This window comes from Candidatus Aquicultor sp. (genome assembly GCA_036504445.1).
In the GTDB taxonomy this organism is placed as follows: domain Bacteria; phylum Actinomycetota; class Aquicultoria; order Aquicultorales; family Aquicultoraceae; genus DASXVE01.
Window position 1 is genome coordinate 67,343 of record DASXVE010000028.1, and the last position, 22,259, is coordinate 89,601.

The 22,259-nt window shown below is 48.5% G+C and carries 18 protein-coding genes; 4 read left to right on the forward strand and 14 right to left on the reverse strand.

Features of this window, described 5'->3' with window-relative positions; translation table 11 throughout:
- Window positions 1-126: 126 nt before the first annotated feature.
- The gene (locus VGK02_09850) at window positions 127-1,032 is read left to right on the forward strand and encodes a DMT family transporter (GenBank protein ID HEY3375353.1); all 906 of its coding nucleotides are present in this window, start codon (window positions 127-129) and stop codon (window positions 1,030-1,032) included.
- Window positions 1,033-1,130: 98 nt separating this feature from the next.
- On the opposite strand, the gene VGK02_09855 is transcribed toward VGK02_09850, so the two are convergent.
- The 5 genes from VGK02_09855 to VGK02_09875 all read right to left on the reverse strand — a co-directional run bounded on the left by VGK02_09855 (window position 1,131) and on the right by VGK02_09875 (window position 8,763).
- On the reverse strand, window positions 1,131-2,123 hold the full coding sequence (locus tag VGK02_09855) for an inorganic phosphate transporter (protein HEY3375354.1): 993 nt from the start codon (window positions 2,121-2,123) through the stop codon (window positions 1,131-1,133).
- A complete protein-coding gene (locus tag VGK02_09860; GenBank protein HEY3375355.1) occupies window positions 2,116-2,733 on the reverse strand; it encodes a DUF47 family protein in 618 nt (205 codons plus the stop codon). Before VGK02_09860 ends, VGK02_09855 begins: the two co-directional genes overlap by 8 nt.
- Before the next feature lie 311 nt (window positions 2,734-3,044).
- The gene (locus VGK02_09865; GenBank protein HEY3375356.1) at window positions 3,045-3,407 is read right to left on the reverse strand and encodes an STAS domain-containing protein; all 363 of its coding nucleotides are present in this window, start codon (window positions 3,405-3,407) and stop codon (window positions 3,045-3,047) included.
- A complete protein-coding gene (locus tag VGK02_09870; protein ID HEY3375357.1) occupies window positions 3,400-7,335 on the reverse strand; it encodes a PAS domain S-box protein in 3,936 nt (1,311 codons plus the stop codon). The genes VGK02_09865 and VGK02_09870 overlap by 8 nt, the downstream gene beginning before the upstream one ends.
- Window positions 7,336-7,620: 285 nt before the next feature.
- Entirely contained in the window at window positions 7,621-8,763 is a 1,143-nt protein-coding gene (locus VGK02_09875; GenBank protein HEY3375358.1) for a site-2 protease family protein, read from the reverse strand.
- A gap of 313 nt (window positions 8,764-9,076) precedes the next feature.
- Here VGK02_09875 and VGK02_09880 point away from each other — a divergent pair, with 313 nt between their 5' ends.
- Window positions 9,077-9,799, forward strand: a complete 723-nt coding sequence (locus tag VGK02_09880) for a DNA alkylation repair protein (protein ID HEY3375359.1) — start codon at window positions 9,077-9,079, stop codon at window positions 9,797-9,799.
- 93 nt (window positions 9,800-9,892) lie between these two features.
- Here the strand turns inward: VGK02_09880 and VGK02_09885 are convergent, their stop codons facing one another.
- Window positions 9,893-10,063 carry a hypothetical protein gene (locus VGK02_09885; protein ID HEY3375360.1) on the reverse strand — a complete coding sequence of 57 codons (171 nt, stop codon included), beginning with the start codon at window positions 10,061-10,063 and terminating at the stop codon, window positions 9,893-9,895.
- Window positions 10,064-10,082: 19 nt separating this feature from the next.
- Window positions 10,083-10,655 carry a DUF362 domain-containing protein gene (locus tag VGK02_09890; protein HEY3375361.1) on the reverse strand — a complete coding sequence of 191 codons (573 nt, stop codon included), beginning with the start codon at window positions 10,653-10,655 and terminating at the stop codon, window positions 10,083-10,085.
- Between the two features lie 298 nt (window positions 10,656-10,953).
- Here VGK02_09890 and VGK02_09895 point away from each other — a divergent pair, with 298 nt between their 5' ends.
- A complete protein-coding gene (locus VGK02_09895; GenBank protein ID HEY3375362.1) occupies window positions 10,954-12,867 on the forward strand; it encodes a S8 family serine peptidase in 1,914 nt (637 codons plus the stop codon).
- Between the two features lie 525 nt (window positions 12,868-13,392).
- Window positions 13,393-14,073, forward strand: a complete 681-nt coding sequence (locus VGK02_09900) for a hypothetical protein (protein HEY3375363.1) — start codon at window positions 13,393-13,395, stop codon at window positions 14,071-14,073.
- A gap of 123 nt (window positions 14,074-14,196) precedes the next feature.
- On the opposite strand, the gene nuoB is transcribed toward VGK02_09900, so the two are convergent.
- From nuoB to VGK02_09935, 7 genes are all read right to left on the reverse strand, one after another.
- Window positions 14,197-15,006, reverse strand: coding sequence for an NADH-quinone oxidoreductase subunit NuoB (gene nuoB, locus VGK02_09905; GenBank protein ID HEY3375364.1), 810 nt, complete (start codon window positions 15,004-15,006; stop codon window positions 14,197-14,199).
- Between the two features lie 9 nt (window positions 15,007-15,015).
- A complete protein-coding gene (locus VGK02_09910; protein HEY3375365.1) occupies window positions 15,016-16,605 on the reverse strand; it encodes an NADH-quinone oxidoreductase subunit C in 1,590 nt (529 codons plus the stop codon).
- Window positions 16,606-16,607: 2 nt separating this feature from the next.
- The gene (locus tag VGK02_09915; protein ID HEY3375366.1) at window positions 16,608-18,068 is read right to left on the reverse strand and encodes a hydrogenase 4 subunit F; all 1,461 of its coding nucleotides are present in this window, start codon (window positions 18,066-18,068) and stop codon (window positions 16,608-16,610) included.
- Between the two features lie 2 nt (window positions 18,069-18,070).
- Window positions 18,071-18,730: a hypothetical protein gene (locus VGK02_09920; GenBank protein ID HEY3375367.1), complete on the reverse strand. Its 660-nt coding sequence runs from the start codon at window positions 18,728-18,730 to the stop codon at window positions 18,071-18,073.
- A gap of 1 nt (window position 18,731) precedes the next feature.
- The gene (locus VGK02_09925; GenBank protein ID HEY3375368.1) at window positions 18,732-19,682 is read right to left on the reverse strand and encodes an NADH-quinone oxidoreductase subunit H; all 951 of its coding nucleotides are present in this window, start codon (window positions 19,680-19,682) and stop codon (window positions 18,732-18,734) included.
- 1 nt (window position 19,683) lies between these two features.
- Entirely contained in the window at window positions 19,684-21,708 is a 2,025-nt protein-coding gene (hyfB, locus tag VGK02_09930) for a hydrogenase 4 subunit B (GenBank protein ID HEY3375369.1), read from the reverse strand.
- Window positions 21,709-21,801: 93 nt separating this feature from the next.
- Window positions 21,802-22,125: a metalloregulator ArsR/SmtB family transcription factor gene (locus tag VGK02_09935; GenBank protein HEY3375370.1), complete on the reverse strand. Its 324-nt coding sequence runs from the start codon at window positions 22,123-22,125 to the stop codon at window positions 21,802-21,804.
- Window positions 22,126-22,259: the final 134 nt, after the last annotated feature.

Here is a 22,259-nt window from a genome sequence, read left to right on the forward strand (position 1 = left end):
ACTATAATCACTAAGTTATGCCATTTAGTTAAGGCTGTTTAGCGCAAAAAGCCGTTTCTAAAACGAACGGCCGTCTGTGCTACCGCGTCATACCAATAACAATATTCGTTAAAGTTCAGGGTGATTATGGTTTCTCAAGATAATAGTGCATTCAGACGTGATATTTTGCCAATAGCAGCGCTGATCTTTGTAACGGCCATCTGGGGAATGACCTTCGTCATGGTAAAGGACGCGGTTACCAGAATGCCGGTTATGGATTTTCTGGCTATCCGGTTTGCATTGGCTACTGCCGTGATGATTCTGTTGCGACCGCGAGCACTCAAGCTCTTAGATTCGAAAAGCCGTTTCCACGGCATACTCCTCGGCATCACTCTTGGCGCAGGGTATGCAGGGCAGACGTTTGGCCTGCAGCATACCTCTGCCGCCGTGTCGGGATTTATAACGGGAATGTTCGTTGTTTTCACGCCGCTTATCGCAGGGCTTATCTTGCGCCGCCCCATTGGCGGGATGGCATGGCTGGCCGTAGGCCTCGCCACAGTAGGCCTCGCGCTTCTTTCGCTTCGCGGATTCGCACTCGGCACGGGCGAGCTGCTTACCCTCACCTGTGCGCTCTTTTTTGCAATTCATATCATAGGTCTGGGTGAGTGGTCGGCAGGCGCCGATTCGTATGCGCTCGCCATCGTCCAGCTTGCGGTTGTTACCATTATTAGCGGCATCGCCGCACTTCCAGGCGGGATCACCCTGCCGCCGGACTCAACCGCATGGTGGGCGGTCATTATAACCGCTGTATTTGCGACTGCAATCGCATTCGTAATACAAACATGGGCGCAATCGGTGCTGTCCCCCACCCGAACCGCCGTGGTCCTGACTATGGAGCCGGTCTTTGCGGGGATTTTCGCCGTACTCATCGGCGGTGAACATCTGGGTTTGAGGACGCTTGCCGGCGGCGCCCTAGTGTTAACCGCAATGTACCTTGTCGAATTAGGCCCACGCCAAGCGCGCGAGGGCGAGCTTGCCCACTTAGAAGTCTAACCTATCAGCATCTTTGCTATGCTTGCAGCGTTTGTCTTCGATTATCGAAGCAGCCTGATGATTTAAGCGTGGGGACGTGTATATAGCAGGGGATACTGCTAAAGCGCGCGGATAATTACCATAATAAGCGCTGCGATTAATGCTGATGCGGGAATCGTGAATATCCAAGCCCAGACAATACGAGATGCTAACGGCCACCTGACGGCTTTAAACCTTTTCGATGAACCCACGCCTACGATTGAACCGGTTATTGTGTGAGTCGTCGAAACCGGCACGCCCAGCGACGACGCGAAGAAAAGTGTAATAGCGCCCGATGTTTCAGCTATAAAACCGCCTGCAGGCTTCAGTTTGGTAATCCGTGAACCCATTGTCTTTACAATCCTAAAACCGCCAAAGAGCGTTCCGATTGCCATTGCTGAGTAAGAAAGTAATATAACCCATACCGGTATACTAAATTCACCATGTAGGTAACCGCTTGAAAACAGTAATGCGGTGATTATGCCTATCGTTTTTTGAGCATCGTTACCGCCATGCCCTAAACTGTATGCCGCAGCTGAGAAGAGCTGTGCCTTCCTAAAGAACGAATTTGCCCTTTCCGTATTCACGTTTTTTAAGATAGTAAAGATGAGGTTAGAGAGGATGACTGCCAATAAAAAACCGATTAACGGTGAGAGGAATATGAATAAAACGGTTTTGTTTATGCCTGAAAACTCGAGGGCGCTCGGCCCTGCCTTAATGAGTGCGGCTCCGATCAGCCCACCGATAAGCGCATGCGATGAGCTTGACGGTATTCCCTTCCACCAGGTAAATATTCCCCAGACAATAGCGCCGATGAGCGCACTGCCGATAATTGCATTGTCGATTACGGATGGCAATACTATTCCCTTGCCAACCGTTGTAGCGACATGAAGCCCGAAGAGAAATAGCGCTACAAAATTAAAGAACGCAGCCCACACAACGGCAAGCCGTGGCGATAATACGCGCGTAGACACCACTGTCGCGATTGAGTTGGCGGCATCATGGAAGCCGTTAATAAAGTCGAATACCAAAGCAATAGCTATGATAAGAATGACTATCTCGAGATTAGGCATGTTTTAGGATGATTCCTTCGATAAGGATTGCGGCTTCACGACAATAATCAACGGTGTCCTCAAGGTCCTCATAAATGTCTTTCCATTTGATGACCTCAAGCACGTCCGTACCGTTAGCAAAGAGGGCTGCAATGGCTTTTCTGTAAATCTTATCAGCGGTTCTTTCGCTGTTCTTGATCTGTTCTATCAGTGTATGATTGCAATGCATTTTCTTGAGGCACCCTGTTAAGCCGGTGAGGAACGATGTGGAATTAACGATCTCCTGTGCCAGCTCCAGGGACTTCGGTTGAATTTCTTTGACGTTATAAAGGGTTATCCGCTCTGCAATTGAATCGATCGAGTCGAGAATATTATCAATCGTGCTTCTGAGCTCATGGATATCTTCCGAATCAAAAGGAGTTACGAATGTTCTCTCAAGCTTCTGGCTGATTTCTGCAACTATATTATCGCCTTTATGCTCAAGATCATTGATGGCCTTGCTGTTCTCACTCAATTTTTCCGGTGTTTTAAGCCCTTCAAGCAATAGAACAGCTGCATCAGCAAGGTTATTTGATGCTTTGTTAAACAGTTCGAAATAGATTTCGTTCTTTGGGATAAGGTTTAGTTTCATCGCAATTAAAATAACATATACGGACTCGCGCAACAATATATAAATGCTAAATAGCAACTGGAGACTAGCCTGATGCTAGTCCTATGGCGTTTTTTAACCGCATTCACCAGAGCATATGGTATCGGTGATACCACCAAGTAATTTTAAAGTACTTACCAAGTAGGCCCGACATCGTTGCTACACTACATAAGCTACGCTAATATCATCTATCCGCCTTAAACAATTGTGCCCGCTTTTAAACCACCCATGCCGTAGTTTACGTTCTCGCTCTAAACTTCTCAGAACATTTAGAATGTAGAGGGATAAGAGATTTAGGGGAGGTTGAAAAGCTCTTTTTGCGCCGTTTCTACGGAATCGTAGAATAAGAGACCGGTACCGTCGAATATACCGAGTTGGCGGAATTTCCTTAAAAGATAGTTGTTTTCACGGGCTACTAATACCATCGGCACACCGATTTTCTGTAGACCGATAAAGGAGAATATCAGGGTTGATACGGCCGAGCTATCTAAAAACTTTATCCCGGTTAAGTCGACTATTACGCTTGCCGGAGATTCGGACATTACCTGCGCAAATAATCTTTCTACCTTCTCTTTCTCGTAAAGATCCCAATCACCTGAAAGTGTAATAATATTGCAGTTCGACGCATTATCATTGCGTATCGCAACATCAAACATTGTTACCACCATCGCAATCAAGACATAATGCTAGGATAGCTACATCGTCGGTAAGCCTACCGTCCGTAAAGTCCATAACACGGCTGAAAACTGCATGAGACAGGTCGCTTGCAGACTTTGACTTCAAATCTCTTAAAAATGAAACCAATCTATCTTGGTTGAAAAACTCGCCGTCTTTCCGGCGCGCTTCAATTATTCCATCCGTGTGAAGTAATAAGTAGTCCCCTTTTTCCAGCTTCGCCCGACCTTCAACATACTCCATATTCGCGAAGGCGCCGATAATCGGAGAATGCTCCTCGAGAAGCTCGATTCCGGTGCCATTCCGTTTTACTATTGCGGGCGGATGCCCGGCGCTGCAGTAGGATAACTTTCCTTCATGCGAATCCAGTATCCCAAAGAATACGGTTACAAACAGTGACTGGCCGACTACGCTTTTTATTGTATTATTAGTTTTTGCCATTACCGTAGCCGGAGAATATCCCTCAAAAGCATACGCTCGGAGGGTGTTCTTAACAAGCGAGGTCAGAGCGGAAGCCTTCAAACCCTTTCCGGAAATATCGCCGACGACTACGCCGACTCTACCTTCTTCAATTTCAAAAATATCGTAGAAATCGCCGCCGACTTTCGCTGCTTCTGTGGCGGACCGGTACAAGTAGCCGTACCCAATACCGTCAATGCTGGACGGCACGGTCAAAATCGCTTCTTGAAGCGTATCGGCAATATCGCGTTCGGCTTCATAAAGCCGGGCGTTCTCAAGCGCAAGCGAAACCGATGTGCCAAGCTTACCGGCAAAATCGATTTGCGCTTCGCTAAATATAACCGGTTGCCGCCGATTGAAGAAGATGAGGTTTCCAATAACCATATCCTTTACAATCAATGGAATAGCTAGAAATGAACGTATCTTGTTTTTCTTCATTATGTTTTTTTCGAAACGCGAATCGTTATGGGAATCGGAACTCACTATCGGTTTTTTAGCCTCAGAAACTTGCAACGATATATGTGCCTTATCACCGGTTAATTGCTGGCCCAATAGCCCTTCTTCCAGGTTATACGCATATCTTATCGGCCAGCTGTCGCCCTCGCTTATCTCAATAGCGCTCGCCTCAACGCCTATCGCCGCAGCTGCTTTTACGACGATATGTTGCATGATATCATCAACGCTCAAAGTGGAGCTTATTGCTGTGTTGAGTTCACTCAGCTCGTTGTTCAGTCTTTCTATCGCTTTGCGCTCTGATATGTCATCAACAACCATGATGAAATATTGAGGCATACCGTTGTCATCGCGAACAATCGAACCGGTGACATTAACCCAGACAAGGGAACCGTCTTTTCTCACGTAGCGTTCATCTATCATATAGGAGTCCAACACGCCCTTGAGCAGTTCCTCAATATAGCCGATATCGGTATCCAAATCTTCGTAATAAGTAATCTCAAGAAATGTTTTGCGCGCAAGCTCGGCCTGCGAATAGCCAATGATATCTCCGTATCGCTGGTTACTCATAATAAATGAGCCGTCTAAAGCGATATGCGCGATACCCGACGCGGCGTTTTCGAATATTCCGCGGAACTGGCGCTCGCTATCGCTCAACGCCCGCTCCGCAGCTTTTCGCTCCGTTATATCGTTAAAGACCGTAGCAAATTGCCCAGGGCCGGGTGAAAAGACCGCTACACTGAAATGCTTTTCCATCGGTGCAAAGTATGTTTCAAAGCTCGCGGACTCGCCCGTCGCCACAACCTTGGAATATGTATCGAGATACGGCGCCTCACCCGTACCATAAAACACCGATGCTCTTCGCCCGGCCGCGTCTGCTTTTCTTAATCCGGTCATTGACTCGAAGCTCGGGTTCGCATCTTCTATAACGTAATCTACTGGATTTCCTTGCGAATCGTAAAGAACGGTATGCAGGACAATACCCTCGGTCGCGTTATTAAACAGCGCTCTAAATTTCTCTTCGCTCTGCCTAAGCGCTTCTTCCGCTAATTTCTCGGCGGTAATATCGCGGAAGACCAGAATTGCACCTAGGACTCTCCCGTCTGACGCACGAATCGGCGCACAGCTATCGGCAATGCTAAGCTCCGAACCGTCTCGCGCGATCAAGGCCGTGTGATTTGCAAGGCCGACGATCAAACCCGATTTCAGCGTTTCCTCGACCGGGTTCTTGGCCTGCTGGCGCGTTTCTTCATTGATGATGTTAAAAACATCGAGCAGGGGCATACCGGCCGCTTCTTTTTGCAACCAGCCGGTGAGATTTTCCGCCACTTGGTTGAAGAGAACGACGGTGCCGTTTATATCTGTTGCGATTACGCCGTCGCCGATACTGGCAAGGGTAACGGCTAAGCGTTCCCGCTCAGAAGATAAAGCCTCCTCTACCTTGAGTCGTTCGTCAAATAGCCGTGCGTTTTCAAGCGCGATCGATATTTGTGAAGCAAACGTTTCGAAGAGCTCCGTCTTGCGGCCTCCGCGCTTCCATGTCGCTACGTCCGGTGAATAGAGCCCCATAACGCCAAACGGCTTCTCACCAATGGCAAGCGGTAAAACAACTGCGGAATTGATACCGTATCGCGCGAATAGCTCTTTTTGAATTACCACGGGTTCGGCCTGTATGTTCTGTATAATCATAGGCTTCCCCGCTTGGTATACAGTTCCAATTATGCCGTGACCCGGTTGAATCGTAAGCTTTGAAAACTCCTGGTCGCCTAAGCCGGTCCACATTAAAGGCTCGAGCAACCCGTTGTCTTCGTTCATCGCGAATATCCAGATGGCCTCGGCACCGAAGAGCCGTTTAGCTGAACGCGTCACTGTTTCTTTGATGCGCGCTATTTCGAGCGAGCTCGCCAACAAACTACCGGTTTCCGTTATCCCCGCAAGTCCCTCAACATAGCCTTTTAGGTTTTTGCGCGCATCATCGAGCGACCGTCCGACATCCTCGATTTCGTCACCGGTTTCTATCCTGATAGGCTCATCGAAATTGCCCTCGCCGACAGCCCGTGCGCTATGCACAAGCCGCCTAAGCGATCTCGTAATTCGCTGAACAATAAGTATCCCGATTGCCAGCGCCGCCAGAAGCGTAGCGAGCGTTGCCGCCGCTTCACTGGCAATATTTTGTCGGATCGGGGCGATCATCTCATCGACAGGTATACCTGAACCGGCTGTCCAGCCGTACTCGCGTATAGATACCTCGGAAATCCAGCGGGTTTCCCCATTAACCGGGAACTTAAAGTTTATGCTTGTCGCGTTTTTGCCCGCGAGAGCGCTCTTTACGAACGGATAGCCGCCCCAATACGATCTCTGCGTCGCGAGGTTTGGATACTGATTCTGGAATACAAGGTAACCTTCGGAATCAACGATATTTACTCCGCCCGATCCGAAATCAATCGATAATGTGGAATCCAGCTTGCCTACATCGACAAACGAGCCGGCAATACCGCGAACCGAACCGTCTGAGCCCTTGATTACTTGCGATATATAAAACCCGTTGTTACCGTTTACTACTTCGGTCGGGCTAATTCCATTTTCTTTATAATTGGCGATAACACTCTTAAATGCTTCGTTCTGCGAGAGATTCTTTCCTGCGAGACGCTGATCGGTCGATACGGTTACGTTGCCTTTGGTGTCGGTAATTACAACGAAATCAACCGGGTAATCGTTAACCAGTTTCCTGTAGGCTGCTTCAATCTTCGGAGCTGTATACGAGTTCTCTACCGAGCTCTGCCCGATATATTTCATAGCCTTTCCCAGCTCATGCATCGAAAGCATAAAGCTTGTCTCACAAAGCTTCGCGACTTCGGTGCGTTCTGCGAGGACTCGATCTACTCTGGCCTGGTACCTCGAATAATAGTCATACGCAAGAATCCCGAAAATCGGAATCGCAATAATTAAATATACGAGTATAAGTTTTCGGCTGATATTTAATGCACGTCTCACCATGCCGTCCTCACATAATGTAGTTCGCCTTTTCCATAGAACTGATGAAACAGCTATACTAAGAGCTAGAATAATTGTTGCAAGAAAACAACTTCATCAAAACTGAGAAGTCGCTTGCCCGTAAAGCGCAGTCCGCTACGATTATAATAATATTACCAAATCATGGCAATTATGTCCGCATCTTTTTTTGTGTACGCTGCTGCCAGGCTGGCTTTTTAACAATAAGAAGGAAGACGATAGAGCGCGGGCTTAAATATTGCTTGGTATGATGTAGCATTGGCTTTCGGTTTACGCTGCTGGCCTTTCAATTCCACCTTGCAGGTGAAGTATTCGCACGATAGCTCGGTCGATATCGGTCACTGTTATGATGCCGACGAGCCGGTTGTCTTTCATTACCAGCATCTGCCCCCCGGCTTTTGTTGCTATGGCTGGTATAAGGTCGAAGACTTCAGTGTCCGGGCTGGTCACGATATCGAGTGACATCGGGCGCATTACATTACTCACCTGCGTTACTTTCCACATATCTCGAGGTAGATTTGCTATATCTCGTGTTGTCACAATACCTTCAACGGCACCGTGCTCGGCAACCGGATACGCTACCCAATTATGTTTAGAAAAGTACTGCCCTGCCAGTTCTTCGATGCTGATGTGCGGATCCACGGTTATCGGGTTCGGCGTCATGATCGAACCAACGGTAACGCCTTTGAGCGCTTCGTGGTAGACCACTTCCTGGTATTCGACCTGTGCTGCGCGAAGCAAATACCAACCCAGCAGGATAAACCATATCAAACTGAAATTGCCGGTGAAGAACGGCCCCACCAGGCCGACGAAGATCATGGTATATGCGATCCCCCGGCCTATCCCGGCGGCTATAGCTGTAGATTGCCGCAGGTTATTGGTGAAGTACCAAAGCGTCGCCCGTAAAACCCTACCGCCGTCCAGCGGAAATCCCGGCAGCAGATTGAAAATACCGAGAATTATGTTTATATACCCAAGCCAAAAAGCCGTTCCTGCAACAATTGTACTGACACCGCGGGTTGCGTAATACAAACCCACGAAAACAGCGCCCAGCACAATGCTGCTCAGTGGCCCCGCAAGTGCCATTTTGAACTCCACCCCCGGCGTCTGCGGGGCGCTTTCTATTTGCGAAACACCGCCGAAGAGCAGGAGCGTTATCGACCGGACGGCAATACCGTTTCGCTGTGCGACCAGCGAATGCATGAGCTCGTGGAAAAGAACTGATAAGAAGAATATGACCGATGCAATCGCACCGATAATGATATATGAACCCAAGCTTAATCCTGGTATTAGCTGTGGGAAGATCGAGAACGACAGCAAAAACGTTATAAGCGCAAAAATAAGGAACCATGTGTAATCTATTCGTAGCTCTATTCCAAATACCTTCCCTATCCGTATTGAGCTGCCACTCATAATACTTCCCACCTATGCCTTATATTGATTCGCGTATGCTTATTTGTTTCCACGAAATACTAAACGCAAACCTTCTATCCTACGCCCGCTAAATTACATAACGCTTTACTGCTATTAAGCTTTTCGTTTGCTTTGCCGTGTTACATTTTTGGTTATCCATCTTCATATTTACCCGAATTGACGTATTTTTGTTAAGCGATCGCTTTGTCTACCTTTAAATATACATTTATTCTCTCGTCCATAATCTGCAGTCCTATACCGTATTAACCTTTATTTAATCATCTTAGCGCGCTGTTTGCGCTACAATACACCTATGCCAAACGATGTTATTTCAGCGGTTCGCGATGAGCTTACAGCTCACGTCGATGAGGCAACTAAAAACAGCTACAACCGCTTCTTCAAGGAAGAAGTATCCTTTTATGGGGTTAAGTCGGCAACCGTCGGCAAAATTGCAAAACGCTTTTTTGCGGATATCAAAGATAGAAGCGAAGATGAAATATTCGCCCTCTGCGAGGAGCTCCTGCAATCCGACTACACCGAAGAAGCGTTTATTGCTTTCGATTGGACGGATAGGCTTCACCGCAATTATCGACCGTCAGACTTCGAGACGTTCGAACGATGGATACTCATGTATGTGAACAATTGGGCGAAATGCGATACATTTTGCAATCACACCGTGGGCTCGTTCGTCGAGCAATATCCCAAGTACGTTCAAAACCTTAAAACGTGGACGCAATCCGATAACCGTTGGCTGCGGCGCGCCTCCGCCGTCACTCTAATCCTGCCGGCCAGAAACGGTATGTTCTTGGATGATGTTTTCGAAATAGCGGACTTGCTGCTTCAAGACAACGATGACCTGGTTCAAAAGGGTTACGGCTGGATGCTTAAAGAAGCAAGTAAAGCGCACCGGCAGCAAGTATTCGAATACATAATTGATAAGAAAGCGATCATGCCCCGAACAGCTCTTCGTTACGCCATCGAAAAGATGCCGGACGACCTGCGCCGCACAGCCATGCAGCGGGATACCAAGAAATAACCACTACGTTGAATGCCGTTTACGCCGCTTTAAGTTGTTCTGCCGGTGTTTCTAAAAACCCCGCGATTATATTGATATCCGGTACATCTGCGCTTACAAGATCGATTTGCGAGCCGGAACCCACCCCAGCCCAATCTCGATGCCACGCCGGAGAACCGGTTGGTCCCACACGTCGGTATTTTGAATTACGCTTTCGGTTCCTAGGTATTTTAAGATAGCGAGGCCGGTAGCGTCGGCCGCCGTTATATTTGAAGTAGCGACCATAAGATTAGTTTCAACCGCTTCACCGCGGAAGGGCCCGCCTCTTACCATGGCCGGCGTGCCATCGAGCAATACGAAGTCGGCAGGCCGGGCGAGGCCAAGCTCGGCGAGACGCATAAAGAAGACATTGCGGGGCGCCGTGTGGATAGAGAACCGGCTGCGAAATCACGAAATCCGCATCAAGAAGCGTCTTCGGTACCGAGAAGCTGTTCCAGTGCGTTGCATCCTCCGGGCTTACCCTAATCCACTCGTCGTGCTCGAAGCCGATTACTTCTGCACCCACACGCAGCGCTGCTTGATAGAGGCCGGCCGTGGTCATCGACTCTATGGTCGGTAAGTAGTTCCAGTTTGAGGCGTCGCCCACAATAAGGCGCCTCGGGTTGTAGCGCTGCTTAATGTAACGAACAAGCGCCGCAACTGTCTCAGGATTCGATGTCGCGGGAAACGGATCGTTCGAGTTAACGTTTGGCTTAATAAGAACGCTCATCTCGGGCTGAAGGCCCGTCAGCCCTCCGGCCAAATTAATGGCCCGCTCAACCGCAGTATCTGCCGATGAAACCTTAACGATTGCGACGGTTGCGTTCTTTGAATCCACGACATACCCCCTGCTAATCCTTAACCCGTGGATAGCGGGTTAAGGAACGGCCGTCCTTCTTGTGACCTCAATTACCTTTTCGAGGTTGTTTCCCTCAACAAAATATTTGTAACGTTGTGTGAAAACATTGTTCATAGTTTTCGCGCATAATTTAACCATATGCGCCTGCCCATAAAAGCGTACAGCATTATTCTTCGTATTAGCATCAGTTCTATTCGCGTATTTATCCTCATACTCTGCAATAATATGCCGATATTTTACATGTAATATGCGCTAATTGTTGTTTAGAGGAGTATTTATGCGTTACCGTATCTTCGCTATTATGACGCTGGCCATTTTCTTTTCAGCTGTATCGGTGACACCATATGCAATAGCGGTACCAGCGACCCACACCGTCTCGTTTGATTCTTTTGCGCCCGGCTGGAAAACGTTACACAACGCGGCACCAGGCGAACTTCTTGTTAAGCTTCGAACGCCGTATGGCAAGAACAGCATCAATTCAACTAATAAAAAGATGCAGGCGCACGCGACGGATGTTATCGGGCGCCTCGGCGTACAAATCGTTAAAATTCCAAAAGCAATCAGCATGAGTAGTGCGATTGAAGAATACAGCAAGCTGCCGAGTGTTGAGTACGCGGAGCCAAACTACATGTGCCATGCACTCGGTATCCCCAACGATTCATTCTACAACCAACAATGGTCGTTGCCGAAAATTGGTGTGCCCCAATTATGGGAAAGCTTTAATGGCGCGTCCGCTCCCGAGGTTATCGTCGCGGTTATAGATACGGGCGTTGATTATAATCATCCTGATTTGGAAGGCAAAGTTATCAAGGGCCGTGATTTTGCAAATAACGACGCTGATCCCATGGATGATTGCGGCCACGGAACGCATATCGCAGGTACGATAGCGGCAATTTTAAATAACAATCTTGGAGTCGCGGGAATCGCTCCTAGTGCGAAGATCCTTGCTATCAAAGCGCTTGATGGAGAAGGTATAGCCTACGACAGTACGGTTGCCGAAGCGATAACATACGCGGCAGACCAAGGCGCGGAGATAATAAACTTGAGTTTAGGTGGCGAAGAATACTCCAAAACCGTTGAGGATTCCATTGTTTATGCCCGTCAGAAAGGGTGTCTGGTTATTGCTTCTGCAGGTAACGATGCCACCGATGTTCCATATTATCCGGCAAGCTATCCGCTTGTGCTTTCAGTTTCGGCAACCGATGCAAACGATGCGTTGGCTGAATTTTCAAACTACGGTCAATATATAGACATTGCCGCACCGGGCGTTGATATAGTCAGCACGCTCTTTGATACAAACGAGGGCTCGTGTTTTGCAAGCATGACCGGTACTTCGATGGCTGCGGGAGCTATCAGCGGTGTAGCCGCTCTCATAGCCGCTAAATACCCAAACTATACGATGGACCAGATTAGCCGTATTGTCCTTCGTTCAACCACTGACTTAGGTGATGTCGGCCGAGACGACCGTTTTGGGTACGGGCGAATCGATGCATCGAAAGCAATATCTCAAAACTTCGTTACGTATGAAGAAAGCGCGACGGGAATTCTTGTGTCGGGAGCCTGGAGATCGTATCGCGATAATGATGCAAGCGGTGATGCGTACGTGCTTGGCGAAGAGCCGGATGCCACGCTCACGTTTAGTTTTACCGGCGATTCAATCTACTGGATTAGCGGTAAAGGGATGAACGCAGGATCGGCTGATGTTTACATCGACGGTACGCGTCAAGCAACGGTCGATCTGTATAGCGAGGACAAACAACTTCAGGAAACCGTTTTTAGTAAAACCTGGCCTGCTGCCGGACAGCACACGATAAAAATCGTAACCATAGACGGCGGTGTTTGCGTTGATGCGTTCGATATAGGGAACGGCAGTATCGTCTCCGTCATTCCGGCCCCTACAAATGTTAGGGCAGTCAAAAAAGCCAATTCAATCGTGGTCTCCTGGGCTGCTTCGATAAGCCCCGACCTTAAGAGCTACGCCGTATATCGTTCAGTAAATAATGCGAATAGTTACAAAAAGATAGCTATGATTCCGTATGCAGCAAATAGCTTTACGGATAAAGGCGTTAAAACAGGTATCAAATACTTTTATAGGGTATCGGCTATAGATGCATCGGGCATGGAAAGCCCCGGCTCGAATGCAGTCTCAATAATTATAGGCGGCCCGAAACGTGCTAAAAGAATGCGATAGGCATGCATCATCTCGGGTATCTCCCTAGCCGATACCCCTTTCAAGCTCTCAATAAATGCCATAAGCCTGTCTTCTTTGAAGAACTCGCCTTCCCCACGCCTGTCTTCGTAACGCAACTCTTTGAAAGAAGCTATCGTCGGTGACGTAATATCGAGCGCACAAACCTCGTTCGTTTTCCTCTTTATTAATACGGGTGGATGGCCAGCGTTACAGTAACTAAACGTACCATTTCCAACATCGAGGACTCCGAAGAACAGCGTTATGAAATCGTCCTTACAAGTGAGTTTTTATGCTACGCTTGCCGCCTTAATTAGTTCGCTCCTCCTTTTCCTCGTACCAGCGATTAACATGCGTTCCGGCTAACCTCAGGTACGATAGCAACAGGAGGCATGAATCCGTCCGGTATGAGCCGTCCTGCAAAATGTTGATATCGTTAATCTCAGTTATTCCTCTCCCAATTCTGGGTAAGAGGCTGACGCTATGCGTGTACTAACATGTGTGAGCCAATTTAAAGGAGGTGATAATATGCAGAAACGTATACTAAAATCGACCGTTCTGTTGGTCGCGGCCATTCTCGTTATTGTGGCGGTTGGGCTAACAATCTCATCCACATCGGCTAGCCCATCAAAGCAGACTGCTGCGACTACTCCGCCGGTCAAAGTTCAGGTATTTGCACCTGGGAATGGCGACCACGCGGGGATGGGAGGAATTGGTTGGTTTATCGACCTTGACCTCGAGTTCGATAAAAGTGTTGCAAAAACAGTTAAAGCAACCGGCCTCAACGGATTTCAGTTGACCGGACCTGGCGTGCACAATAACGCCCAGCCATTCCCGGGAAGCTTCGCACCGGGCAAAGACGATCGCTTCCCCGGCCTGGTAGTGCTGCTCTCAACGACATCGAGCAAGATCGGCGGGCCTGGTGAGAATCTGGCTAATCTCTTCAACATCACAGGCCCAACAAACATATCTTCGAGCACCATCGAGATATGGGATACCTGGATCATCACAGCGCCGAACTTTGGCGTTGGCAAGAACAGCACGCTCTTAGTCGCTGAAGTCGCCGACCTCAACAAGGACGGTATCTTCAATGACGCGCCGAATAAAGTAAAGGACATGAACAATGACGGAAAAATTGACGATAAGGATCTTAAGGCGCTAGGGTTGGCATCAAACATTGTGAAGGTCAACTTCTTTATTAACAAGTAACCGGTAAATAAATACATATGAGGCGGGCATAGAGCCCGCCTCATATCCGCAGAACTCCTCTGCTGATTAGCATTAAACCGTATTACCATTTCAATCACGTTATTTTGCGTGCAACTTGAACCATCAGCGACTATGATCGTGTTCGCTCCTGGTGATAGTGCCCCGCTGCAAGCCCCGAATGCTGCTTAATATAGCACGCGGGCTAGGCGGGCATCCAGGGATATAAATATCTACTTTGATAGACGCATCAACCCCCGCTCCGGCAAACTGCGTATTCCCGAATAACCCTCCGGAGCAAGCACAAGCCCCAACCGCTACGACGAGCTTCGGGCTTGGTGTCGCAGCCATCGTTTTATTGAGTGCAAGCTCCATTTGCCTGGTAACCGAGCCGGTAACAAATAAGACATCGGCATGTCGCGGAGAAGCTACGAAGCTGATGCCAAACCTTTCCGCGTCGTAGACAGGATTACTGATAGCAGCGATTTCAAGCTCACAAGCATTACAACTACCGCAGTCAACTTCCCGCACATGCATCGATTTGGCAAATATCTTTATGGTTTTGGAGGGTCCCGGGGTTTTTAAGGGTCGTATGGCCGGTTCATCCGCCGAGGCTTTATCGGTTGAACCAACATATGATAGTTCACTTCGTGTTACGGCACCGCCAATTCCGGGTCCCAAGATAAGAACTCCGGGCTCGCAAAGATCTGTGCACGCCCGACAAGCGATACACGCATCATGCTTAAATAGTATTTGACCGCTGTTGTTGAACGCTATCGCACCCGTCGGGCAAACCTCCGCACACGCCATACAACCCGAACAGCCGTTGCCAGCCAACATTGGAGCCCAACGGTCGGCATAAGACGGCGGCCGTCGATCTAAATCTTTAATTGTTACTTTAGGCCTGCAAATTCGCTTGCATCTAAACTTTCGCAAAACAGCCTCCTAAAGATCATTACCGGCGTATGATAGATTAAAGCTTTTATTAACCAGAGGAAAATCGGGAACAATATCACCTTGGAGCGCCAACGGTAACGCCGGCCAGTTGCTGAACGAAGGCGTTCTCCAACGACATTGAGCAATCTTTGAGGTCTCTGTTATCTCAACCCAACAAATGGCCTGCCCCCGTGGGGCTTCGACCCAACCTAATGCTTGGCTATGGATTATTGTTGCCTCATCATCGCCATAAATCGCGCCTTGCTCAATGCCGTCGAGTGCGGCTTTGATTACCGCGAGAGATTGTCGGATCTCGTCAAACTTTAGCTTGACCCTGGAAGCAACATCGCCCTCGGAACGAGTGATAAGCCCTAGTGGGTACATCGTATAAAAACCATACGGGTAGTTAATTCTTGCATCAACCGGAACACCGCTTGCCCGTGCAATCGGGCCTACAACACCCAGTTTAAGCGCATGTTCGGCGCTGAGCGAACCGGTTCTCGTAAATCTGTCTACTATCGAACTGCGACTAAATATGCTGCTCTCAAGCTCCTGCACAGCGCATAGCTCCACTTCTATGAAGTTCGCTACCTGCAGCACTGCCCTATTATTGAGGTCCCTACGAAGGCCCCCCGGAACGATCATTCCCCGCATGAACCTACTGCCGGAAATTCTCTCGCACAAATCCAGTACTTTTTCACGCAAAATAGCGGCTTTTGCAGCGCCTACGGCAAAAGCTACATCGGTGACAGCCCCACCGATATCCGCAAGGTGACAATGGGTTCGTTCCAACTCCAAGAGCACCGCCCGCAGCCTTTTAGCGCGCTCGGGTATCGCCAAACCTAAGGCACGCTCGACCGCCTGGCTATATGCAACTGCGTTCGCAATGGTCTCATCACCGGATATACGCTCGGCGGCAATCGCTCCTTCGAGCAGAGATCTTCCCTCCATAAACCGTTCTATTCCACGGTGTTTATAGAACAAGCGCAGTTCCAAATAGAGGATTTTTTCGCCCACCGAGCTAAACCGAAAGTGCCCCGGCTCGATAATGCCCGCATGAACCGGACCGACCGGAATTTCAAAGACGCCCTCACCATCTATCTTATGGAACATATATGTGCCTTCGACACGCGGGACCGCTTGGGTTTGATCAAAGTCGGTCCGCCATGGATAGAGCCCTTCCGGCCAGTCTTCATGAAGCACGAGACGCCTCGGATCGGGGTGCCCGACGGGTGTAAGCCCAAGCATATCTGCAATCTTTCGCTCGTGCCAGTTTGCCGATGGAAGCCGCAGCGCTAGTGACGGGAACTCCGGAGTATCAGCCGGTATCTCGCTCATTACATGCAGCATGCAACGGTGAGACGGGATACTGAAGACGTGGTGCAACGAGAACGCATTGTTTTGCGACCGGTTATCCTCAGCAAAAATGAATTGCAGCGTCCCGTTCAGTTTCTCAACAATGCCTAGCGCCAGCTCCGGTAAAAACGCAAGTTCGCTATCGGTCACTATTTCGCGTGCTTCGCCATGATATTCGTTGGTATTGCCGAGTATCACGCGCATAATATCTTCAGTGTTTCTTATACATTTAGTCGTTGCCATGATTAAACACCCCCGAGAGAACGAGCGATGTTCTCTAATAGGTTGTTAAGCCAAAGTGGAATATACAGGCCTACCAGCGCCATCGAGCTGAGACCGACTGCAAATATCACTACGGGCAGGCGGTATCGCGAATCAGAAATCGGTCTGTTTGTGCGTGGTCCGAACGTTATCCGGCTTAGATAATATGTCAGACCGCTAAACGCTATAACAATTGAGAGCAGTGCTACGGCACTTACGACCGCTTTGCCCGCGCTAAAACCGCCACTAAGGATGATGAATTCGCTGGTAAAGAGACCGAAAGGCGGTGCTCCTGCAATGGCCAGAACCCCGGCGGCAAAAAACGAACCTGTTACGGGGGTTACTCCAATAACCCCTCGTATGCGCCCGATCTGCTTAGAACGAAAGATATGGTTTATACGGCCGGCGATAAAAAAGAGGGTCGACTTGCTTATCGCATGATTGATGAGATGAAAGATCGCGCCGTATAGTGCCAGCTTACTTCCTAAACCGAGCGCAAACACTATGATACCCATGTGTTCGATGCTCGAATATGCAAGCAGACGCTTGTAATCCTTTTGTACCAGCATAAATAATGCGGCCGTTAATATACTTATCAGCCCAAAAGCGATTAATAGCGTTCCGGGGTAGGTAGTGCCGACTGCACGGACCGTGAAAGCATCGTATCGAATGATCCCATACATGGCGCAACTTAATAACACACCCGACAACAATCCGCTCACCGGGGTCGGCGCTAGGCTATGCGCGTCCGGCAGCCAGGTATGCATCGGCACTAATCCGGCTTTCGTGCCGTACCCCACCAGAATGAATATGAAGGCAAGCCGAATGGTCACAGGATTAAGCCGGGATGCATGCTGCATTAGTTCCGACCAGTTAAGCGTCCCGGTTGTTCCGGCAAGAGATGAATAATACGTTAACACGGTTCCTAAAAGCGCGAAACTGATACCGGCAGAGCATATAATTACATATTTCCATGCAGCTTCGAGCGAAGCTCGGGTTCGATAAAATGAAACCATCAGCGCAGACGTCAAAGTGGTCAGCTCCATAGCAACCCAAAACATTCCCAGATTGTCGGTAACCACAGCGAGCAGCATTGCGAGCACAAAGAAATTTAATATAGCGTAGTACCACCGGACGCGGTCGCGGTTAAAACGCCCGTGCTCAACCTCTTCTTTAATATAGCTAAGCGAAAAGAGAATTGCGCCGGTACCAATCGATGTTATCAGTAACACCATAAGCATGCTGAGCTGGTCGACCGCTATATATCCCCCGTTGCCGTATATGTTGCCGTTAGTCGATACTTCCCAAGCAACCGCAATTCCTAGCATGAGCGTAAGAATTGAACCGGCGGCGGCAATTTTCTCGGCAATCGTAGGTCGCCGCACAACGATACAGAGTGCAGCAGTTATTAACGGCATGAACAATAAAGCGATAGCGAGATTCATTATCAGCCCCTAAGTTGGTTTAAGTGCATTGTATTGGTTGACTTCAGTTCAAAATGCATGCGCCGCAAGTAGACCCAGAGCAAAAGGTTGGTGAGTAGAACATCAAAAAATATGCCGGCCTCAACAAAAAACGGCATGCCGCCGGTTAAGATAAGACCCACTAAGAATAAACCGTTCTCCATGGTGAGCAGTCCTATCACCTGAACTACCGCATCCTTACGAAGAACGATTGTAAGCATTCCAAGCATGGATACTGCAAGACCTACGGTTAGTGTTGTCGCATATGGACCCTGCTCGGGTACGATCATGGTTGCCATGTGCGATGCGAGCATCATCAATCCAATTGCAAGAAGAAACGACGTGGGGGCATTTACCAAGAGCCATCGTTCCTGTCGTGTCTTAAAAGTGCTAACCAGCCTGGTCATTATCAGCGGAATTGAAACAACCTTGATGATGACCGTCGCAACCGCCGCGATATAAACGTGTATGTTCGTTGCGTTATAGCCGATGATAGCCGTCATAATAGCCAAAAGCAGCGAGTGCACGACATATATGTTGAGGCTGCGGCTAAAACTACGTAGGCCGAGCAGCAATAGCGTCAGCACCAGAATCGAAATTCCCAGAAAATTGAGTGTTTGCGGTCCAACTAGATTATCAATCATGCTATCCCAACCCTGTAACCTTTATGATGAGGGCGAGCATTGCTAGAGCAAAGGCTCCCCCGATAAGTTCCGGTACCCTAAAAAGCCTGAGTTTTGCGATCGATGATTCGATAGTAGCGATACCGACCGCCAATAAAATCAGCTTTATAGTTATAGCAGTAATACCGATTACAATAGCCGGCCGGCTGATCGATTGCGCAATGCCCCATGGAAAAAAGACGTTCGCAATAATTGTGAGGAGCAGCGTAAGCTTCATTGCTCCCGCCCATTCTATAAGTGCCAAATCGCGACCGGTGTATTCGAGTATCATCGCCTCGTGCACCATCGTAAGTTCGAGATGCGTAGCCGGATTATCGACAGGTATACGGCTCGTTTCGGCCATTGCTATGATCAGGAACGCCAGGGCTAATAAAATATACGCCGGTTGTGCGTATCCCATTGAGAGCGATTTTGCAACAATATCACTGAAGTTGGTTGAACCGACATCGGCTGCAAGCACAAATATTCCCGTCATAGTAACCGGTTCGGCAAGCGACGAGATCATCATCTCACGGCTGCTCCCCATTCCGCCAAATGAACTGCCGGTATCTAACCCCGCGAGCGCGGTGAAGAACCGTGCCAATCCAAGCAAATAGATAACGACTATTGCGTCGCCGAAAGCGCTCGTTGGCAGCACTGCAATAAATGAAGGAACAATCATAGCGGCGGTGAAGGTCGCGGAAAATATAATATAGGGGGCGGCCTTAAAAACCCATGAGGCATGCTCGGATACCACGGCATCTTTTTTTAAGAGCTTCCAAATATCGTAGTAACCCTGCAACAAACCCGGGCCTCTTCTGCATTGAAAATACGCTTTAACCTTCTTCATTAACGCGGTAAAAAGCGGCGCTATCAGGACTACAAACAGTGCATGCCCGAGCACCACAGCAATTTTCGTTGATAATAGTTCCATGTTATCTCCACACAAATACTAATAGACCCACGAGTGTTGCAAATATATATGCCAGGTAGAGGTTGATATTGCCGGCTTGAATAACCCTCGCTCTTCTCGCCACTCGCACTAAGGTATTTATAAAACGGCGATACAGCTGGCGTTCAAACACCGGATAAAGCGAGGCTTCGTAAGAAAGAGCATGTGAAAAATACGGCGATGCTTCGTGATCGACCTCTATCTGTCGTCGCGGCTGGTAAATGGCGCTAAATACTGTCCTGAGCGGTTTTGTAAAAGCAGTTGCGCTATATTGCATCCTGGGCGTTATCTCCGGTATGCCGCAATCCCAAGTCGGCCCCTTTATGACCGAGCGGCGTCCGCGCAGCCTGATCAGTAAAATGGACAACATTGCACTAATTACTAAAAGGACGGCGACCATTGAAAGAGATGCCGATGCGTGACCGAGCTTATCCGGCAGACGTAAGAGCAGCGTGTTAAACGCCGGCATCTCGTAGGTTTTACCAATAAACGACTCCGCGACACGCCACGGAATCTTAATGAACGCTGCAGCCCCGATGCCTAAAATTAAGCATAGTAGCCCTAGGATGGACATTCCTATGAGCATTGGCGCCGGAACCTCTTTAGCATCGGTCGCGCGTGCGCTTCTTGGGATGGAAAGAAAGGTGATTCCAAACGCTTTGACAAAGCAGGCCGCCGCAAGGCCACCTGTGAGGGCTAAAGCCGGTACCGACAACAGAGAGATTATCCGCAACGAAACGTCTCCGATAAGATTGGCTTGAAGTATAGACTGAAATAGCAACCACTCGCTTGCAAAGCCGTTAAATGGAGGTATTGCAGATATTGCAAGCGAGCCAACCAGAAAAAGCGCGGCTGTGATTGGCATCCGCTTTATGAGTCCGCCCAGGTCTTCGATGTTTTTTGTACCGGTTGCATATTGTATCGAACCGGCGGTCAAAAACAGCAAACCCTTAAAGATCGCATGATTTATAAGATGAAATAAGCCGGCGGTCAAGCTTAACAGGGCAGCCGTTTTAAATCCAAGCGATGAAAAGATTACGGCAAACCCTACACCGATCATTATGATTCCGACATTTTCAACGCTGTGATACGCGAGGAGCCTCTTGATATCATGTTCCATTAAAGCATACATAACGCCTAATACCGCGGACACTACGGCGAGAATCAGGACCAACAGACCCCACCACCACGGAGCCGGTGATAGGAAATCAAAAAGTACGCGAATCAATCCGTAGATACCTGTCTTTATCATGACACTGCTCATGAGCGCTGATACATGACTTGGAGCGGCTGGGTGGGCTCTCGGCAGCCATACGTGAAGAGGCACAAGACCCGCTTTTGTACTAAAGCCAAGAAGCGCGGAAATAAATATGACGTTCTTTAATCCCATTGGCAGGCTTGCTTGAGCTTCCTTAAAGCCGGCAAAACTAAAGCTTCCGGAATGAACCGATAATGCGAGAAACGAAAATAGAATAAAGGCCGTTCCAACATGTGTCATTACTAGATACTGGTAACCCGCCCTTGCCGTCTCTCTCTGCTTATAATGAAACACTACTAAGAAATAAGACGTAAGCGTCATGAGTTCCCAAAAGACGAGAAAATAGAAGGCGTTATCGATCGACACCACCAGCACGAGCGATAATAAGAATAGATTATATAGCGCCCCGAAACCGCCTGCGCTTCTTTTACCGGCGGTCTTGGTCATATAAGGCGGTGCATAAATAGATACCGCGAACGACACGACCGATACGGTCAGCAAGAAAAAGGCGGAGAGAGAATCAAGAGATACCGAAACAACGCCAAATATCGGCGACGAAAACAATTCTATTTTGGTGACAGTCATGCTGACCAGCGCAACCAGAGATGCTGCAATACCCGCCGTCGATGCGATAAGTGAGAAGGTATACGCGATGGGAATGTTAATACGGTTGTTTTTGTAGAACGCCAGTGGCAACACGGCACCGATGAGGTATGCCGCAAATACAACGATATTAAATGCTTCAGCCACGACGTCTAAATACTCCTTACTTTACGCGTTGAGTAATGTTCTACAAAGGTATGACGTGCAAATACACGTTAGCTTCTTTAACTATTTGTGATATTAAAGAGAACCGAGCAGTTCGATTTTCTGCGCTAAACTCTCGTTAAAAAGAGCCTTTGCGGCATCGAGTAACTCGTATATCAGCCGGTTCTTGGCGCTATAATAAACGTTTGCGCCTTGCTTGCGCCCGACAACAATATCCGCCGATCGCAAAACCGCCAGCTGCTGAGATATGTTCGAGAGCTCGAGCTTTAAGTCAGGTTGAAGCTCGTTTACGCTCTTCTCTCCATCCCGAAGCAGTTCAAGAATCCGTATTCTTGAAGGGTGCGCTAACGCCTTGAAGAAACCGGCTTTAAACTCATAAATTGGTTGATTAAGCGTCATAACCCCCTCCTTATTATATTCGAATATTAGCATATGCTAATATTAAGTGCAAGGGATATCCCCAAAAGGACAGGGCCCCTAACATAGTGCAAGCTGTTGTAACGTTAAGAAATAAGCCCTTGCGATTGTGCTTT

Bases quoted from the DNA above. Each gene is read 5' to 3' on its own strand.
- VGK02_09850 (HEY3375353.1), top strand. From the start codon at position 127: ATGGTTTCTCAAGATAATAGTGCATTCAGACGTGATATTTTGCCAATA.
- VGK02_09855 (HEY3375354.1), bottom strand. From the start codon at position 2,123: ATGCCTAATCTCGAGATAGTCATTCTTATCATAGCTATTGCTTTGGTA.
- VGK02_09860 (HEY3375355.1), bottom strand. From the start codon at position 2,733: ATGAAACTAAACCTTATCCCAAAGAACGAAATCTATTTCGAACTGTTT.
- VGK02_09865 (HEY3375356.1), bottom strand. From the start codon at position 3,407: ATGTTTGATGTTGCGATACGCAATGATAATGCGTCGAACTGCAATATT.
- VGK02_09870 (HEY3375357.1), bottom strand. From the start codon at position 7,335: ATGGTGAGACGTGCATTAAATATCAGCCGAAAACTTATACTCGTATAT.
- VGK02_09875 (HEY3375358.1), bottom strand. From the start codon at position 8,763: ATGAGTGGCAGCTCAATACGGATAGGGAAGGTATTTGGAATAGAGCTA.
- VGK02_09880 (HEY3375359.1), top strand. From the start codon at position 9,077: ATGCCAAACGATGTTATTTCAGCGGTTCGCGATGAGCTTACAGCTCAC.
- VGK02_09885 (HEY3375360.1), bottom strand. From the start codon at position 10,063: ATGGTCGCTACTTCAAATATAACGGCGGCCGACGCTACCGGCCTCGCT.
- VGK02_09895 (HEY3375362.1), top strand. From the start codon at position 10,954: ATGCGTTACCGTATCTTCGCTATTATGACGCTGGCCATTTTCTTTTCA.
- VGK02_09900 (HEY3375363.1), top strand. From the start codon at position 13,393: ATGCAGAAACGTATACTAAAATCGACCGTTCTGTTGGTCGCGGCCATT.
- VGK02_09910 (HEY3375365.1), bottom strand. From the start codon at position 16,605: ATGGCAACGACTAAATGTATAAGAAACACTGAAGATATTATGCGCGTG.
- VGK02_09915 (HEY3375366.1), bottom strand. From the start codon at position 18,068: ATGAATCTCGCTATCGCTTTATTGTTCATGCCGTTAATAACTGCTGCA.
- VGK02_09920 (HEY3375367.1), bottom strand. From the start codon at position 18,730: ATGATTGATAATCTAGTTGGACCGCAAACACTCAATTTTCTGGGAATT.
- VGK02_09925 (HEY3375368.1), bottom strand. From the start codon at position 19,682: ATGGAACTATTATCAACGAAAATTGCTGTGGTGCTCGGGCATGCACTG.
- VGK02_09935 (HEY3375370.1), bottom strand. From the start codon at position 22,125: ATGACGCTTAATCAACCAATTTATGAGTTTAAAGCCGGTTTCTTCAAG.